Origin of the sequence: Sphingobacterium sp. xlx-130 (assembly GCF_011007405.1) — a bacterium.
GTDB classification, from domain to species: Bacteria; Bacteroidota; Bacteroidia; order Sphingobacteriales; family Sphingobacteriaceae; genus Sphingobacterium; species Sphingobacterium luzhongxinii.
On record NZ_WFKN01000003.1, the window covers coordinates 399,305 to 417,709 of the forward strand.

18 protein-coding genes and 1 tRNA gene are annotated in these 18,405 nt (G+C 38.5%); 13 read left to right on the forward strand and 6 right to left on the reverse strand.

Annotated features, from left to right (window positions below; genetic code table 11):
- Positions 1-6 precede the first annotated feature (6 nt).
- Positions 7-1,596: a replicative DNA helicase gene (dnaB, locus tag G7B18_RS05035; protein ID WP_164108062.1), complete on the reverse strand. Its 1,590-nt coding sequence runs from the start codon at positions 1,594-1,596 to the stop codon at positions 7-9.
- 561 nt (positions 1,597-2,157) lie between these two features.
- Here dnaB and ubiE point away from each other — a divergent pair.
- From ubiE to G7B18_RS05055, 4 genes are read left to right on the forward strand one after another with little or no spacing between them, the layout of a single operon-like run.
- Complete coding sequence (ubiE, locus tag G7B18_RS05040) at positions 2,158-2,898, forward strand: bifunctional demethylmenaquinone methyltransferase/2-methoxy-6-polyprenyl-1,4-benzoquinol methylase UbiE (RefSeq protein WP_164108061.1); 741 nt, start codon at positions 2,158-2,160, stop codon at positions 2,896-2,898.
- Positions 2,899-2,909: 11 nt separating this feature from the next.
- Entirely contained in the window at positions 2,910-3,779 is an 870-nt protein-coding gene (locus G7B18_RS05045) for a PorT (protein WP_164108060.1), read from the forward strand.
- A 52-nt stretch (positions 3,780-3,831) separates the two neighbouring features.
- Positions 3,832-4,593 carry an SDR family NAD(P)-dependent oxidoreductase gene (locus G7B18_RS05050; protein WP_164108059.1) on the forward strand — a complete coding sequence of 254 codons (762 nt, stop codon included), beginning with the start codon at positions 3,832-3,834 and terminating at the stop codon, positions 4,591-4,593.
- A 59-nt stretch (positions 4,594-4,652) separates the two neighbouring features.
- Positions 4,653-5,102: a GatB/YqeY domain-containing protein gene (locus G7B18_RS05055; RefSeq protein WP_079641912.1), complete on the forward strand. Its 450-nt coding sequence runs from the start codon at positions 4,653-4,655 to the stop codon at positions 5,100-5,102.
- A 38-nt stretch (positions 5,103-5,140) separates the two neighbouring features.
- On the opposite strand, the gene G7B18_RS05060 is transcribed toward G7B18_RS05055, so the two are convergent.
- Both G7B18_RS05060 and G7B18_RS05065 read right to left on the reverse strand, forming a co-directional pair.
- Entirely contained in the window at positions 5,141-6,109 is a 969-nt protein-coding gene (locus tag G7B18_RS05060; protein WP_164122152.1) for a GNAT family N-acetyltransferase, read from the reverse strand.
- A 4-nt stretch (positions 6,110-6,113) separates the two neighbouring features.
- Positions 6,114-6,941 carry a 1-acyl-sn-glycerol-3-phosphate acyltransferase gene (locus G7B18_RS05065; RefSeq protein WP_164122153.1) on the reverse strand — a complete coding sequence of 276 codons (828 nt, stop codon included), beginning with the start codon at positions 6,939-6,941 and terminating at the stop codon, positions 6,114-6,116.
- A 176-nt stretch (positions 6,942-7,117) separates the two neighbouring features.
- On the opposite strand from G7B18_RS05065, the gene G7B18_RS05070 reads away from it, so the two are divergent.
- From G7B18_RS05070 to G7B18_RS05110, 9 genes are all read left to right on the forward strand, one after another.
- Positions 7,118-7,777 carry a CBS domain-containing protein gene (locus G7B18_RS05070; protein WP_164108055.1) on the forward strand — a complete coding sequence of 220 codons (660 nt, stop codon included), beginning with the start codon at positions 7,118-7,120 and terminating at the stop codon, positions 7,775-7,777.
- A gap of 45 nt (positions 7,778-7,822) precedes the next feature.
- The gene (locus tag G7B18_RS05075) at positions 7,823-8,716 is read left to right on the forward strand and encodes an NAD kinase (RefSeq protein WP_164108054.1); all 894 of its coding nucleotides are present in this window, start codon (positions 7,823-7,825) and stop codon (positions 8,714-8,716) included.
- Positions 8,717-8,788: 72 nt separating this feature from the next.
- A complete protein-coding gene (locus tag G7B18_RS05080; RefSeq protein WP_262886552.1) occupies positions 8,789-9,625 on the forward strand; it encodes a porin family protein in 837 nt (278 codons plus the stop codon).
- Positions 9,626-9,642: 17 nt separating this feature from the next.
- Positions 9,643-10,380 carry an isoprenyl transferase gene (locus tag G7B18_RS05085; RefSeq protein ID WP_164108052.1) on the forward strand — a complete coding sequence of 246 codons (738 nt, stop codon included), beginning with the start codon at positions 9,643-9,645 and terminating at the stop codon, positions 10,378-10,380.
- 112 nt (positions 10,381-10,492) lie between these two features.
- Positions 10,493-13,075 (forward strand): outer membrane protein assembly factor BamA, encoded by a 2,583-nt coding sequence (gene bamA, locus G7B18_RS05090; protein WP_164108051.1) that lies wholly within the window; start codon positions 10,493-10,495, stop codon positions 13,073-13,075.
- 90 nt (positions 13,076-13,165) lie between these two features.
- Positions 13,166-13,708, forward strand: coding sequence for an OmpH family outer membrane protein (locus tag G7B18_RS05095; protein WP_164108050.1), 543 nt, complete (start codon positions 13,166-13,168; stop codon positions 13,706-13,708).
- A 73-nt stretch (positions 13,709-13,781) separates the two neighbouring features.
- Entirely contained in the window at positions 13,782-14,315 is a 534-nt protein-coding gene (locus tag G7B18_RS05100) for an OmpH family outer membrane protein (protein ID WP_164122154.1), read from the forward strand.
- Between the two features lie 148 nt (positions 14,316-14,463).
- Entirely contained in the window at positions 14,464-15,756 is a 1,293-nt protein-coding gene (locus G7B18_RS05105) for a (Fe-S)-binding protein (RefSeq protein ID WP_164108048.1), read from the forward strand.
- Between the two features lie 11 nt (positions 15,757-15,767).
- Complete coding sequence (locus tag G7B18_RS05110; protein WP_164108047.1) at positions 15,768-16,562, forward strand: (Fe-S)-binding protein; 795 nt, start codon at positions 15,768-15,770, stop codon at positions 16,560-16,562.
- A gap of 51 nt (positions 16,563-16,613) precedes the next feature.
- Here G7B18_RS05110 and G7B18_RS05115 read toward each other — a convergent pair.
- The 3 genes from G7B18_RS05115 to G7B18_RS05125 form a co-directional block, all read right to left on the reverse strand.
- Positions 16,614-16,697 (reverse strand) — tRNA-Leu (locus tag G7B18_RS05115).
- A gap of 41 nt (positions 16,698-16,738) precedes the next feature.
- Positions 16,739-17,629: an exopolyphosphatase gene (locus tag G7B18_RS05120; RefSeq protein WP_164108046.1), complete on the reverse strand. Its 891-nt coding sequence runs from the start codon at positions 17,627-17,629 to the stop codon at positions 16,739-16,741.
- 225 nt (positions 17,630-17,854) lie between these two features.
- The gene (locus G7B18_RS05125) at positions 17,855-18,397 is read right to left on the reverse strand and encodes a hypothetical protein (RefSeq protein WP_164108045.1); all 543 of its coding nucleotides are present in this window, start codon (positions 18,395-18,397) and stop codon (positions 17,855-17,857) included.
- Between the last annotated feature and the right edge of the window lie 8 nt (positions 18,398-18,405).

An 18,405-nucleotide genomic window follows, 5' to 3' on the forward strand; every position in this document is an offset into this window, starting at 1 on the left:
TGCTCCCTAAAAAGGAGCATCGTCTGGCATATCATTCATACGTGAAGGCATTGTGATTCCTCCTCCACCAAAATCATCAAACGAGGGTGAAGGCATCATTGCAGAAGCACCAAAGGGAGCATCACCACCACCTCCAAATGAATCACCTCCCATACCCGAAAAGTCATCCTCTAAGTCGACAAACTTCACAAATTTTCCGACAAACTTCAATGGTACAATACCCGTTTCACCGTTACGGTGTTTCGCAATAATAACCTCTCCAACACCTGCAGTAGGTCGCCCTTCTTCATCTTCCGTAAGACCATAATATTCTGGGCGGTACAAGAACAATACCATATCGGCATCTTGTTCAATAGAACCCGACTCACGTAAATCGGATAACATGGGACGTTTAGCGTTACCAGGACGGGACTCTACCGCACGACTCAGCTGAGATAATGCCAATACAGGGATATTGAGCTCCTTTGCAACGGATTTAAGCGCTCTCGAAATACTACCAATCTCCTGCTCGCGGTTACCACCTCCTTTACCTTCAGACTTACCATGCATCAATTGAAGATAATCGACAATAACCATCTGTATATCATGCTGTGCCTTAAGACGCCTACACTTCGCTCGGAACTCAAAAACATTCAACGCTGGTGTGTCATCAATAATAAGCGGAGCCTCAGTCAATCTACCTATCCGCGAATGTAACTGCTGCCATTCATGATCCGCTAAATTTCCTTTTTTTAGCTTTTCTTGTTCAATTTCTGTTTCTCCAGCAATAAGACGGTTGACCAACTGTACAGATGACATCTCCAGCGAGAATACCGCTACAGCTTTTTGGTGATCTACAGCAGCATTACGTGCTACGGACAAGACGAAAGCCGTCTTTCCCATCGCAGGACGTGCTGCGATAATCACCAAATCCGAAGGTTGCCAACCGGAAGTCATCCGATCTAATGCTGTCAATCCGGATGGAACTCCAGTCAAACCGTCCGTACGGTCTCGCAACAACTCCAGATTACTGATCGCCTCACGCATAATATCATCCATCTTTCGGGAATCCCTACGCAAGTTGTTCTGCGCAATATCAAAAAGACTCTTTTCAGCGTGATCTAATAAGTCAAAGATATCACTGGTCTCATCGTATGACGAATTAATAATTTCCGAAGAAACTTTAATTAATTCGCGCTGAATATATTTTTGAGAAATAATGCGGGCATGATACTCGATATTGGCTGCTGAAACAACACGGTCCGTGAGTTGTGTGATGTAAAATGCCCCACCTACCATCTCCAACGCCCCCATCTGCCTCAACTCTGTAGTAACTGTTAGAATATCAATCGGAGAAGTTTTTTGAAATAAGCTAAAAATTGCCTCAAAAATCTTCTGGTGAGCTTCTTTATAAAAAGACTCTGCTTTAAGAATATCAATTACTTCACTCAGCGCATTTTTTTCCAACATTAGCGCTCCTAACACAGCTTCCTCTAGATCCAACGCCTGTGGAGGTAGCTTGCCAAGTCCACTTACAAGATTATTTAATCCTGTCCGCTTTTTACTAAACCCTGTCCGACCTGCATTTGATGACTGTCCTGTGTTTTCTTGATCCATTTTTTGATTAATCTTACCGTTCAACAATATAAAAGATAATACCCCATCAATACCTAAAAATATCGTTAAACAAAGGTAACAAAAATACTTGCTCTCCACTTTTTTAGTTCTACACATCCAAAAAATATCGCCCTAGCAAGTATTACACCTTACCTATCACACAGACTGTTGTTATTAACAATGGTTGTTAATAATTTGTTAATAAAAAACTTCAAACACTCACTATCAAAAACTTAACAACATGTGGATAACTTTTTATATTGTTAAGAACCTATCGCAGCTGTCTTCATAAAGCGTTCAATAAGCTACATAGCATTAAAATTTCATTTTCAGCCGATTAACAAATAGCACCAGCATAACCACTCCGAAAAAAGCGATTAAATTTCACTCGAGATAATTATACTATAATAAAATATCCAAGTAGCTATAACTACACAAAATAACCACACAAATGTATACAGTTTTAGATCTGCCGTCTGGCGGATGACCATTAAGAATCACATTATTTGCAGATAAAAATCAAATCAAATACATATGAAAATATTATAGTATCTTTGCTCTATGTCAAATGGAGCATCCACATTAAAACCCTACAAATCGAAAGACGGCGGCAAGAAAGAACAGGTCGCAGACATGTTTAATAACATATCGCACAAATATGATTTGTTGAACCGAATAATGACCATGCGTATCGACGTAATCTGGCGCAAAAAAGCAATACGCTCTTTGCAGCCCATTCGACCACAACTGATTTTAGATGTTGCTACAGGAACAGGAGATTTTGCAATCGAATCCCTTCGCATACTGAAACCGAAAAAAATCATTGGTATTGACATATCTCAGGGTATGTTGAATGTAGCCAAAGAAAAAATAGCTAAAAAAGGTCTAGCGAACCAGTTGGAAGTAAAACTGGCTGACTCGGAAAACCTCCCTTTTGAGGACAACACCTTTGACGCGGTCACCGTAGCTTTTGGTGTGCGTAATTTCGAAAACCTGGACCAAGGTCTTGCTGAAATAAATCGTGTACTTAAACCAGGTGGTAAAGCCGTAATATTGGAACTATCTAATCCTACAATGTTTCCGATAAAACAGTTTTATCAACTGTATTTCCACAAGTTCATCCCTGCAATAGGTAGATTAATTTCTAAAGATTCCAGTGCGTACTCTTACCTACCAGAATCCGTTTCAAAATTTCCGGATGGGGAGCGATTTGCAGCTATAACAGCCAAAGTTGGTTTTAAAGAGACCAAGGTAAGCCCGCAGACATTTGGATTCTGTACTATATACGAGGCTATAAAGTAAAAGCTACTCGCATGAAAAACACTGTACTTGTAATAGCAGGTTTTCTTTTTTGTCTAAACAGTTTTGGGCAACGAAAATTTTCGTTACCGTTTTCTTCTGCCTATAATGAAGATGCAATGGTTCTTCTTGGTATACAGTACAACATGGTAAGCCAAAGCTATCAATTGCAATTAGAAAAGGACTGGCAAAAGCACAACATCTATTTTAGCCCCGATGATGACAATAACCTCGGGGAGTTAAAGGGAATACAATCTAAACCGAGTATAGGTTTTTCTGTGGGGATTCCGATAGATATACGTGCTAATGAAAACCTGTATTTCACCTTCAACCCTTCCTTTTTGTTTTTCAACGGATTAGACATAGAATATATGCCAGTAGACCCCAATGAATTCCCTAAGGTTGAAAATGGAATTTTACTCCCTAAAACACACCTCTCTAGACGCCAAAGACATGTCAAGGGAAGTAGTGATGGATCTAATTTCAATGCTTTTGAATTTCCATTATCCATCAAATTTCGTTCGGACGAAAAAACACTGAAGAACAAATTTAATAGATATAGAGGCTACCTAATAGGAGGTGCACGCTACACGAGATGGATTGGCATCAATGGGGAATACGACGGGCTGCAAGCGCTCAACACAAGTTTAGTCAATAATGCTCCCCATTCCTTGATTATGAAACCGGGTTATTTATCTTGGGAAGTAGGCTTTGGTGCTGACATTTTCTTCGCGTATTTTAAAATGTCCCCCGAAATAAAATTCAATCAAAGTTTTAGTAATGTATTTGACTCCAGCCATCCCTTAGCGAACGACAATAAATTCATGGCTCCTATAGACAGGGGGCTGATACGTAATATATATGTGAGTCTGATCTTCCAATAAAAGTTTTTTGCCTAATACGGACAATCGGAACAAACTTGCAAAACTATAAAAAATGAGAACAGTATTAATAACAGGAGCAAGCTCAGGCATTGGTGCGGCATGTGCTCAAGTATTGGCCAAGGAAGGTAACTATAGACTGATTTTATGTGCCCGTAGGACAGACCGGCTAGAAGCACTTCGTAACGAAATCCAAGCACAGCACCCAACTATCGACACACACATTTTCATGCTGGATGTACGTGACAATGCAAAAGTCAAGGAAGCTATAACCGCCCTTCCACCAGAATGGCAGAATATAGACATCTTAATTAACAATGCTGGGCTAAGTCAAGGCCTTGACGCGTTACAAGATGGTGATACCAACGACTGGGACCGCATGATCGATACGAATGTAAAGGGTCTTCTATATGTCAGCAAGGCCGTAATTCCTTTATTAAAACAAAGTACACACGCACATATCATTAACATAGGGTCGATTGCTGGAAAGGAAGTCTACCCCAATGGTAATGTATACTGCGCCACGAAACATGCTGTAGACGCCTTAAACAAAGCAATGCGGATAGACTTATTACCCTTCGGCATCAAAGTAACGGCTATAAACCCAGGGATGGTTGAAACCGAATTCTCTGAGGTCCGATTCAAGGGCGATAAAGAAAAAGCTAAAAATGTATACCATGGGGTAGTGCCTTTATCAGGTACCGATATAGCAGATACAATTAGTTTTGTTTTATCACGTCCAGCTCATGTCAACATCAATGACTTATTAATAATGCCTACAGATCAGGCTACTGGTAGTATCGTAAACAGGAAATAACTTTTTTGAATTTTTAACCGAGCTTTAACGAGCTCATCATTACAACAAATTTTTAAACAATGTCATTAGAACAACAAATAAATCAAGATATCAAAACAGCAATGATCGCTAAAGATGCTGTTCGCTTACGAGGATTAAGAGCTATCAAAGCTGCTGTGTTGCTCGCTAAAACGGAGAAAGCAGGCGTAGATGAGCTAGATCAGGATACAGAGATCAAAGTCTTACAAAAGTTGGTAAAACAACGTAAAGAATCGGGAGAAATCTATAAAGGTCAGGGACGTGAAGATCTATTCCAAATTGAATTAGAAGAGCAACAAGTAATCGAAGAATACCTTCCCAAACAATTGGACCGTGCCGAGGTCGAATCTATAATAAAAGCCATCATCGCAGAAACTGGTGCTTCTGGAATGAAAGACATGGGAAAAGTGATGGGACAAGCAAACCAAAAATTAGCGGGACAAGCCGATGGAAAAACTATTTCTGAACTTGTAAAGAGTTGTCTATCTTAACGGAATACATAGGTAAGATGCAAAAAAATAAGGGAGAACTAGTTCTCCCTTATTTTTTCACGACTTCCGTAGACTTTATCTCTTTCAAAAGAAGAAATATGCCTTTCCTTTTTAGCCTGATATATATCGTCCAATGTAATTAAGATACCTGTCTCTTCTACCTCTCCAAACTCATCATTCATAGCTGTACCAAAAGTCATCATCGTCGGAGAAAGATTCATGTAGGTATTGATCAGTGGCGGAATATTCTCACCGAACTCACGTATATATTTATTTAACACTTTATACCCCTCCTTATAAGGCAATCCGTCAAAAATCCCTGAAAACGGTGAAATATCTGTTTTATAACCAACTAAAAGATTATCATAGGGCCTCACCATCTCTTTGTGATCCGGAAAATAACAATTCATAAAATAAAGCAATAGATCACGTGCCTTTGCATTAAACTGCGGGTACATGGTAACCTTTCCGAACAAATATTTGATATCAGGATTGATAATAACCAATGCACCAAGACCATCCCATAAGTTATCTAGCGAGAAAAGCCCCTTTCTATTATCGATAGAGGGTTGGTACTTCGGCTGAACCCAAGAACGCCCCAACTCAATAGTATACGGAAGATAATCCATAATAAATTCGTCCGAAAACTTAAAATAATGAAGTGTGGAAAGATGAATATTTCCGGCGCTATCTATTGCTTGATCACAGCGAATAATCCTATACCCTGCGATAATTTCTTCATCTTCTGGATTCCAAGCTATTAATTGATCATAATTATGCGTACAGGTATCATTCTCATCAATATCCAACGCTAAGCCGGTCCCTCCTCCAGCACCTCGAAAGGTCAGTTCGCGCAATCGGCCAATCTCCCTCATAATATTAGGTGCGGTATGGTAATTTACTAAATATACCTCATTGTTCCCATTATTGGTATAACGTAGAAAAGCTTCTTCGGTTAATTCTGCCTTTATCAAATCCCTAGCTACAGGGGCAATTATTTCTTCCATACAATTATTTCTGCGTCTTCAATTCATATACCTGCTGCCTTACATCCGCAGCCCATTGTCTTTCATTTTTTGAAGTATCAAAAAATGAAAATGGAATTTTCTTTCCAATTTTTATCACGACCCGTTGATTGCGCTGTGCAAAAAATTCATCGGCCAAATACAACATTTCCACATTAAATTTTAGCCCTATCTTATTTCTCCATCGAGAAAGATTATAGAAAAAATTAGAGTTTTTACCTTCAATATAAACAGGAACGATGTCTTTATTATATTTTCTTGCTTTTGAAATAAAACTTTTCTTCCAATCAAGATCCTCAATATTACCGTGAATCTTACGTGAAACTAATCCAGCTGGAAACACTAATAACGCGTGTTCACCAGCGTAAGCTTCTTCGATAGCTGATATTGCACTTTTATCTTGTCCCCCAATCTTGTTAACCCCTACAAAAAGTGGCTGCAGATTGTTTACATTCATCAAAATATCGTTAACTAAGAACTTAACATCTCTACGGTACCTCCCTATAGCATGCATAAAAGCTATGCCATCCAGCCCTCCTAAAGGATGGTTAGAAGCAAAAATAACAGCTTCTGTTTCTGGAATATTCTCTGCTCCCTCAAGAACAACTTCGACACCTAAGTCGTTAATCAATGCATCTACAAAATCTAAACCTTGTAAATCCCTGAAACGAAACATAATGTCATTTATCTCATCTTCATGGATAGTCCTTTCTAGATAACTAACAAGCGGACTTGGTATCCATTTGGCTAGTCCGGGACTTTTCTTTCGTATGACTTCTCTTACTTGTATAAACTTATCTTTTTCTATCGCCATCGCTTTTGAAAGTATGCATCGCCCTTCTATTTCGGGAAGCGTAAAAATAAAAAAATATTGCTGTATCTCCTTAACAAAATACAATTTAAAACAAGTTTTTTTGGGTTTTATATCTATTTTTGAGTAAAGATTAAACGTTTCAACACATTTTGTGTTTAATATTTAAAATAGTAATTATGTTTATCGGGCAATACATATCTACTGATTATCATGAGGTTTTGCTGACGGACACGGTAGAATTCGTGCTACAAAAAATGAATGAAAACCATTCTAAGTTTCTTGCCGTTGTAGAAGGTCAAATCTTCCATGGTTTAGTCTCTGAGGAATTGCTTTTGGATCAAATAGAAGCCGACGCACCGATCAACACCATTAAACTGCATTTTAAATCCGTATACCTATTTGACTATCAACACATATATGATGCACTACAATTGATTACGACATACGATTATTGTTTTATCCCGGTATTAAATAGAAAGCATGAATATCTTGGTGTGCTCACTAAACAGGATGTATTGATAGCTCTCAATGAAACGCTTGGCAATGATGAGGGTGCTATTATTGTTTTAGAATTGGGAATCCGCGATAATGCGCTGTCACATATTGCGCGGATTATCGAAGCAGAAAACACAAGTATACTCAGTACAGCTATACATCGTTTGCCAGACTCGTCAAAACTAGAAATGACTATTAAAGTCAACAAAACCAATATTTCGGCTGTAGTATCCTCCCTGTGGCGCAATGATTATGTTGTGAAAGCTACATTTCGGGACGGCGGCGAACAATCGGATATCCAGGATCGCTATGACCTTTTGATGAATTATTTAGATTTATAACCTATTCTTTGCACCTTTGTGAAATAGAAAACAGTACTAATTGCAATGGAGCAAACGAAAATTGCGATCTTCGGAAGGATTTTTAATCCAACAGTAATTCTTTATGTGGATCATTTATTTGATTATCTGACCCAAAGAAATATTCAGATTGTGGTGCATGTTGAGTTCTGTGATTTTTTGTATAAGAACGACTTTCGTCCACAAAATCTAGAAACTTTCACGTGCCATGAGGATCTCCCTAAAGACATTAGCTTTATGCTGAGTTTAGGTGGCGATGGGACTATGTTAGCTGCAGTCTCTGTTATCAAAGACTCGGGCATCCCTATAGCCGGTATCAATTTTGGCCGTTTGGGTTTTCTAGCTAATATTCAAAAAGGCGAAATGGAAGACGCTATAGATCAAATCCTAAGTAAGAAATTCCACATACAACAACGGGCTTTACTTTCTGTAGAATGCAACAACAAGAAGCTCTTTAACGGTGAAAACTTTGCATTAAATGACATAACGGTCTTTCGCTATGACAGCTCGTCAATGATTACAATCGATGCCAAAATAAACGATGAACTCTTAAACTCATACTGGGCTGATGGTCTCATCATTGCTACCCCTACAGGATCAACAGCATATTCACTGAGCTGTGGTGGCCCTATCATTATGCCTGGAAGCGGCAATTTTGTCATCACACCGATATCACCTCACAATCTCAATGTAAGACCAATCGTCGTATCTGAAAACATGACCTTACATTTAAAAATTGAAAGTCGTACAGAAAAATTCATTTTAAGCTGTGACTCGCGAAGCGAAACATTGTCCATAGATACAGAATTAATTATCAAGAAAGCACCGTTTAGCATAAATTTAATTCGATTAGAAAAGGATGGTTACTTTCGAACATTACGTGAAAAATTACTTTGGGGCATCGATGTCCGGAATTATTAGATCAATATATCATTTAACAAAAATTAAGACTATACAATTATTACAAAAACTTTATCTTTACAACCAAAATCAGTGAAGTTGATTAAAAATCGTATTGTTATATTAACCATTATGTCTTTCATACTGTCTAGTGTCTATGCACAACAGTATGAATTTGGTGTGTCTGGTGTGGGCACAGGCTACATGGGAGATCTTAATTCAACAAATCCTTTTTATTTCAAGAATCTAGGTGCAGGATTATTTGCCAAATACAATTTTAATCCTACATGGGGTGTTAAACTAGTATACAATCACCTCAGCCTCTTTGGAGCTGATCAAGATTTCAAAAATTCAAACCAGAAACAAAGAAACCTTCAATTCAACAACCGGGTATCCGAATTCGCAATAACGGGTGAGTTTAATTTTTTCAAATATATTCCAGGAGGACAATTAAATACGTATACCCCCTACCTTGTGGGTGGTGTCGCCGCCATCATGCATGATCCATATGTAAATTATGGCTCAAAAAAAACGCTATTACGCCCATTAAAGTTAGAGGTAGACAAGGATGGTTTGCCGGTAACTTACTCCAAATTTGCATTGGCTATTCCACTCGGTGCTGGATTTAAATATAATATTAAAGGCCCGTGGTCCGTGGGGGCCGAAGTGATCTACCGTACAGTTTTGAGCGATCATATAGATGGTGTGAGTCAGTATTATTTGGATCCTGATCATGAAGTACTATCCGCTAACAATAAAAATGGCCTGACTAAAGACGATATCACGTTCTTAGCAGATCCTAGTAATGGTAAACTTTTAGTAAACCAGGGAAAGTCTCGTGGAGATGGTAAAAATTTTGATGGGTATATGACTGCCGGAATTACGCTGACGTATACAATAATCAGTAAAAAATGTTATTGGTGGCAGTAATAGTTTTAGTATAATCAATGAGTGTTAAAGATAATATAGACCGTAACAGGCTTCCTCGCCACATCGCTATCATCATGGATGGAAATGGTCGTTGGGCCAAAGGTCTTGGTAAGTTGCGGGTTTTTGGCCATAAAAATGGGGTCACTGCCGTTCGTGAAGTTTTGGAGGCGACTATAGAACTGGGTATTCCTTACCTGACACTGTACGCTTTTTCTTCGGAAAACTGGAATCGTCCAAAATTGGAGGTGCAGGCTTTAATGGAATTACTGATTAATTCGCTGAATAAAGAGCTTAAAACATTCCATAAAAATGGCGTAAAGCTAAATGCTATTGGCAATATAAGCGATCTCCCTACCAATGCGCAAAAGACGTTGAAGGAGACTATAGCGGCTACTAGTAATAATGATAAATGCACACTAAGTCTGGCCCTCAGTTATGGGGCCCGGACAGAAATTGTCGAAGCCAGTAAACGTATTGCACAGCAAGTGCTTTCGGGAGAGCTGGAGCCAAAAGATATCAGTGAGCAAGTATTTGCCCAAAATCTATATACGGCCGATATTCCGGATCCTGACCTTATGATTCGAACAAGCGGCGAATACCGAATAAGTAATTTTTTATTGTGGCAATTGGCTTATACAGAACTTTGTTTTTCTCCAAAAATGTGGCCGGAATTCAATCGAGAAGACTTGTTTGAAGCCATATATGATTTTCAGACAAGAGAGAGAAGGTTTGGAAAAACTAGTGAGCAGCTTTAAAGACGCTAAAAAAACAAGACAATTAGCTACAAATCAAAGAGATAGCGTAATTATACTTTTAACAAAAATTAACAAGAGTTTGATGTACTTTAGCATCCATAATAACAAGTAAATGAAGCAACTATATATACTAACAGCAGCGTTTTTTTTGTTGAACATCACCACTACATTTGCCCAAATAGCAAATCGTGGACCTGTTAACCTTTCGGATCCGGACGAAATTTCCTATTTACAACCCAAAGACTACGTTATTGGCGGAGTCACAGTAAAGGGGGCTCAATATCTAGATACCGATGTGTTGATTACTATCTCCAAGTTGGTCGTCGGTCAATATATTGAAGTACCAGGAGAAGCTACTGCTAGTGTTATTAAAGATCTAATGGCGCAAAATCTTTTCGAAGATGTACAATTGTGGGCTACTCGAATTGACGGTGAAACCATTTTCTTCGAAATCCGTGTTCAGGAAAGGCCACGTCTGACACGTATCGACATTAATGGATTAAGTAAATCACAAACAGAAGAGATAAATAAGCGATTGAACTCTAGTTCAGGCCGTATTGTCAACGAAAACCTAATTCAATCTACCAGATCGACAATCCAACGTTTTCTAAGAGAAAAATCCTACCTATACCCTGAGATTAAAATCAGTACACTTAAGGATTCTGCGCAAGCGAATAATGAAATCTTAAATGTAAATGTAGATAAGAATAAAAAAATAAAAGTCAATAAAGTTCTCTTTACTGGAAATGAAACCTTTAGCAATTCGGACCTTACAAAATATCTGAAAGGTGTAAGGCCCCGTAAATGGTATAGAATCTTTGGACCAGGTAAATTCAAAGATGATAAATACAAAGAAGCTAAAGAGAAATTAGTTGCTAAACTTCAAGATAAAGGTTATCGCGATGCGCAAATATTGTCGGATAGTGTATACCGTTACAATGAAAAGGAAGTACGTATTAATATTAATGTCTACGAAGGCCCTAAATATTATGTTGGAAACATTGATTGGACTGGAAATACCCGCTATAAAGATTCTATATTAAATATACTATTAGGTGTCCAAAAGGGAGATGTATATAGCGAGGAAAAAATAAATGCAAAACTTATGGGACCGACTCGAAACAGTGATGATATCAGTGCGCTGTATCAGAATGACGGTTACCTTACGTTCAATATCAATCCCATCATTAAGAAAATTTACAGTGATACGATAGACCTTGAAATACAGATAAGCGAGGGCAAGCAGTATACCATTAACAACGTAATTGTAAAAGGTAACGATGTTACTAACGACCGCGTTGTGCTACGTTCTATATATACCAAGCCGGGACAAAAATATTCTCGAGAGCTTATCATGCGTAGTATCCGTGAGATTTCACAATTGGGTATGTTTGACGAACAAAAAATCACACCAGACATTCCTTCGTCAACGATGAACCATGAAGATGGTACTACAGACGTTATCTTTAATGTCGTTGAAAAACCTTCTGATCAAGTAGAACTATCCGGTGGTTATGGTGCTGGACAGATTATCGGTACACTTGGATTGACTTTCAACAACTTCTCTACAAGCAATTTCTTCAAGAAAGATGCTTGGAAACCGCTACCTCGTGGAGATGGACAGAAACTGAGTATCCGTGGGCAAACTTCAGGAAAGCGTTACCAATCGTATAGTTTCTCATTCTCTGAACCATGGTTGGGCGGTAAAAAGCCGGTATACTTTGGATTGAGTGCTTATACGTCTAACTCGTCTTATGGAGGATTCAACTATTATACAGGGGAGCAAATGGTTAAAGATTCGGAATTACAACGTATATGGATGACCGGTGTAACAGCTTCTTTGGGCAAGCGACTACAATGGCCGGACAACTATTTCCAAATTAATAGTTCATTATCTTTCCAACGCTATAAATTACAGAACTACGGAAACTATTTCAAGTTTTCAGATGGAACCGCTTATAACATTAACTTCACCCAAGAGATCAGTCGTAACTCGATAGATGCCCCTATCTATCCAACATCAGGTTCACACATCCGTTTTTCGGTAAGTTTGACCCCGCCATATTCTGCATGGAATAACATCAATTACAAGACAGATCCGGATCCAGTACGCTACAAATGGACTGAATATCATAAATGGAAATTTGATTCGCAATGGTATATGAAAGTAGCTGGCAAATTAGTTGTGAAGACTCAGGCTCAATTTGGCTTCTTAGGTAACTATACAAATAGAACTGAAACTTCCACATTCGAACGCTTCAAGCTAGGTGGCGATGGTATGCAAGGATTTGACTTCTTACAAGGATCTGAAATCATTGCTATGCGTGGTTATGCTAACGGTACCATTATCCCGGCATCGACTGGAAATGGAGATCAACGCGTTGCGATCAACTCCGGTAGCCCTATCTACGCTAAGTATCAAATTGAATTACGCCACCCTATAATGTTGAATGATCAGGCCACAGTATTTGCATTGGCTTTTGCAGAAGCAGGTAATACCTGGAATAAATTCTCAGAAGTGAACCCATTCAAAGTACGTCGTTCGGCAGGTGTAGGTGCACGGATATTCTTACCGATATTTGGTATGTTAGGTATTGACTACGGTCATGCTTTCGATCCTATTCCGGGAATGCGTTCAAGCGAATGGAAACAAAATTTCACATTTAGTATCATGCAGAGCATGGGAGGTTTTTAATATTTAAACTTTTTAGTATAATTGTTGTCATAGATTAAAAGGAGATTATAGATAAAGATCATTATTGTTAAATAAACAAATAATACACAAATGAAAAAGATATTCGCAATTTTAGCTTTTATAACTTGTAGCATCAGCGCTTCCTTTGCGCAACGCATAGCTTATGTTGATTCAGAATACATCTTAAAACATATTCCAGAGTATGTATCCGCGCAAAAGCGATTAGATGATCTATCTGTTCAATGGCAAGGAGAAGTAGACAAGCAATATGGCGAAATAGAACGCCTTTACAAAGCTTATCAGAATGATCAGGTGTTGTTGAATGACGATATGCGTAAAAGACGTGAAGACGAAATCGTAAACAAAGAGAAGCAGGTCAAAGAATTTCAAAAGCAAAAATTCGGTTACGAAGGTGAGCTTTTTCAAACACGGATCCGTCTTGTAAAACCCATTCAAGAACGTGTAGCGAAAGCTATCCAGGATATAGCGAATACGCAGGGACTAGACCTCATCTTAGACAAAGGCAGCGAAGTGACTTTCCTTTTTGCTAGTCCTAGACTTGATAAAAGCAACGATATAATTACAAAGCTTGGATTTAAACCGGATCCATCGTTGGCTGAGAAAGAAAAATAGAAACTAATTTTATTAACAATAAAGAATTATAAAAACAATTACATTTGTAATTATAGCGTTTAACATGAAAAGAATGAAAAATTTAGTAAAAGGAGCAGTATTAGCGGTAGGATTGTTTGCAGGGGTACAAGTAGCGAATGCACAACAAAAAATCGGACATATCAATGCTGATGAGGTATTTCAAGCTACTACAGAATTTAAAACTGCGCAAGAGCAATTAAAAACGTTGGGAGACACCAAACAAAAGGAATTGGAAGGAATGTATGCTGAGCTTAAGAAAAAAGAAGACGAGGCAAACGCACTCATGTTAAATCAAAGTGAAGCAAACAAAACTGAAACGCAGACTAAATTGCAGACGATAGGACAAGAGTTTCAGCAAATGCAACAACGTGTTCAAGAAGTGCAAAAAGTCGCTCAAGAAGACATCGGTAAAAAACAACAAGAATTAATGGCTCCTATTCAGACTAAATTGATGAACGCCATCAATGCTGTTGCAAAAGAAAAAGGCTTCGCCTATATCTTTGATATCGGCTCAGGAGCAGCAGTATATTACCAAGGCGGTGAAGATGTTACTGCAGATGTAAAAACCAAACTAGGGATCAAATAGACTCGTAGATAAAAATAATAGAAAAAGGGGTAAATTAAATTTTACCCCTTTTTTATTATCGCCAATTTTTAATCCTTCTAAATGCATATTATGCATGCATAATATTACGATATTAATTATATTTGTTTAGAACCTGATTATAAAAACTATGATTGGTCAATTGATATTTACAATCTTACTTGTTGCTGCTGGATTTTTCTTTTATAAAAACGCAGCAAAGATCTACAGAAACATCAGACTAGGAAAGGCGGTAGACCGTTTTGACAATCCTGGAAAGCGAATAAAGACCATGTTACTGGTTGCTTTCGGACAGAAAAAAATGTTTAAACGTCCCATTCCAGCGATACTACACCTTTTTGTGTATGTTGGATTCTGTATCATTAACATTGAGATGTTGGAGATCGTGATTGACGGCATCTTTGGAACACATCGTGTTCTTTCTTTCATGGGAGGATTTTACAATTTTTTGATTTATAGTTTCGAGGTATTAGCCTTTTTGGTACTCGCTTCCTGTGTAATCTTCTTTTTAAGACGTAACATCTTAAAAATAAGAAGATTGAATCAATCTGAATTAAATAAATGGCCGAAGACCGATGCTAATCTGATACTTCTTACAGAAATATTATTAATGGCGGCTTTCCTTTGTATGAATGCCGCGGATCAAAAGCTACAGCTGCTAGGACACCCACATTATACCGCCGTTGGTGCTTTTCCCATTAGTACAGCCTTATTATCGGTATTGCCGACAACAATAGATAATTTGATTCTCATCGAACGCTTTTGTTGGTGGTTTCACATCGTCGGCGTATTGGTTTTTCTAAACTACCTCCCTATATCCAAGCACCTTCACATTGTATTGGCCTTTCCTAACACCTATTTTAGTAAACTGGAACCAAAAGGTAAATTTGAAAATATGCCGGCTGTAACTGCCGAGGTTAAAGCTATGCTCGATCCTAGCTTTCCTCCTCCTTCTGGTGAAATATCTCGCTTTGGAATCAAAGATGCTCAGGATTTGACATGGAAAAATCTGTTGGACGCTTACACCTGTACGGAATGCGGGCGTTGTACCTCTGCCTGCCCAGCGAACATCACCGGTAAGCTCCTATCTCCTCGAAAAATCATGATGGATACCCGAGACCGTATCGAAGAGATAGGAAAGAATATAGATGCTAATAAAAGCTTCGTGGATGACGGAAAATCCTTGCTCGACACCTACATCAGCCGCGAAGAAATATGGGCTTGTACAAGCTGCAATGCCTGTGTAGAGCAGTGCCCTGTGAATATTAATCCTTTGGAAATAATTATAGGTCTAAGGCAATACGCTGTTATGGAAGAATCTCAGGCTCCAACGAGTATAAATACGATGTTGAGCAATATGGAAAATAACGGCGCTCCTTGGAAATATGCTCAAGCTGACCGGGCTAATTGGGCCAATCAATAAGAATCATTAACATGGAAAATAAACTACACATCCCCACTGTTGCAGAATTAATTGCTAAGGGTGAAACGCCAGATATACTTTTTTGGGTAGGCTGTGCTGGATCTTTTGACGAGAGAGCACAACGTGTAACAAAAGATATCTGTAAAATCTTGCATCATGTAGGCATAAAATATGCTATTCTAGGGGCCGAAGAAAGTTGTACCGGAGATCCGGCTAAACGTGCTGGAAACGAATTTCTGTTCCAGATGCAGGCCATGATGAATATACAGGTACTCGATGGTTATGAAATAAAAAAGATTGTTACGGCGTGTCCCCATTGTTTTAACACCTTAAAAAACGAATACCCCAATCTAGGTGGGAACTATGAGGTAATCCACCATACACAATTGATCCAATCACTCATTGAACAGGGTAAACTAAAACCAGCTGACGGCCATAGTTTCGTAGGGAAACGCATCACTTACCATGACCCGTGCTACTTAGGTCGTGCAAATGAGGTTTATGAAGCTCCAAGAAAAGCGTTAGAAATATTAGATACCGACCTTGTTGAACTAAAACGCTGTCGTAGCAACGGTCTATGCTGTGGCGCTGGAGGTGCTCAAATGTTTAAAGAGCCCGAATCTGGAAATAAAGATATCAATATTGAACGTATAGAAGATGTTATCGAATCTCAAGCTAGTATTGTGGCGGCAGCCTGTCCTTTCTGCATGACGATGCTTAGTGACGGTGTCAAAGTAAAAGAAAAAGAGCAAGAAATACGAGTTCTGGATATCGCCGAGATTATGGCTAAGGCTAACAATCTATAATATAATACCGGTTTCTAAAAAAGGCGACTAGAAAACTAATCGCCTTTTTTGTACCCAGAAGCAGATTCGAACTGCCATGCCCTTGCGAGCGCCACCCCCTCAAGATGGTGCGTCTACCAATTTCGCCACCTGGGTATTACTACGACAAAAATATAGCTTTTTTTCAAAGCTACAAGTTATATTGCAGGAATATTTTTAAAATTTTTATCAATCAAAGTCTGAATTATTCCATCGACAAGCCCCACTCTTGGCGCCACAATATTTTTTAAATGCCCTACCTTCATGATAGTCAGGAAGATCTCTGATGCAGGGATGATTACATCTGCCCTATCCGATCGCAAGCCCAATTCGTGAATACGATCTTTTAGCGAATAGGAGTTCAGGTGATCAAAGATTGCTTTCAACTTGGCGTAAGTCATAGGTTTATCTCCCTTTTCGTTAGCAATACGAGACAGCTTGTTAATATTACCTCCTGTTCCGATACCGTATATGTTTTTATGACCTTTCGTCTTCTCTTTAACCCACCGACGCATACTATCCCAAGTCTCCGGTTGATCCTGATTGTCCAAAATCCGAATTGTACCTAAATTAAATGAACGGGAATCAACGAGTTCACCGTTAGCAAAAAGTGTAATCTCAGTGCTTCCCCCTCCTACATCGATATACAAATAAACCTTAGTCTTATCAATCGTACTACTCAAGTAAGAGTTATAAATAATTTTTGCTTCAGTGCCACCATCTATAATCTGTATATCGATCCCCTCCTCTTGACACGCTCTAACTACTTCGGCCCCATTATCTGAATCACGCATTGCCGAAGTGGCACAAGCTATATAATCACTCACTTTATAAACATCCATCAAATTGCGAAATGCGCGCATAGTCTTCACCATATCCTGAAACTTGGTAATAGATATGTGTTTATCGATAAATGCGTCATCCCCCAAACGTAATGGCACCCTAAGCAAAGTATTTTTGGTGTAAACAACTTCCTCTTTTTTCTCTAAAATATCTGCAATCAACAATCGGACTGCATTGGATCCTATATCTATAGCTGCGTATCTCACTTACATTTATTTTAATATTTCAATAATAATGGTTTAATATTAACACTATATTAAGTTAATGTTAGAATTAACATTATACAAATAATAAAAGAAAAAACTTTCATGATGCCACTGAATTACCAACAGAGATGAAAGTTCTTGATGTCCATTAAATACGGACACTTTCCGAAAAAAAAAGGGAGATAATCGATATCTCCCCATATTTTGAACAAGCTGTTGACTTGATTAGTGACCAGCGTGTGCTTCTTCTTTACCACCTATCTGTGTATACAATTCCGTTGCTAAATGTAATTGTTCCTTACCCAACTTACGAAGATCTTCATTGGTATTACGGCTTAAACGTTTAAACTGCTCTTTTACAAAAGCAATCTCATGAATTGCATCATGCACATAATCCGATTTTGCAGTAGAAGCTACCGCTGTAGAATCGTTAAGCATTGACTCCGTAGCAGGAATACCTTTAATTGGAAAATCAACCTGAAGTGCTGTGGCAACTGTATCTAAAGATGGAAGCAACTGCGCATAGAAAGCTTTAACTTTAGAAGCTACCGCTTTTGATGCTGCATCTCCATTTGCTTCTGTTTGCTCAGCCAACACCACACCTGTTTGAGCAGCTTCACCTACCTTTTGAAACACAGCAAAAGCATCACCATCTACCAATGAAGTATGCGTATATTTCAATTGTCTCTCTTTTGCAGTTTTATCTACACAAGAGCTGAATAACGTACCAGCGCAAACCGCGGCAAAAAACAAAGTATTTAATTTCATTTTAATTC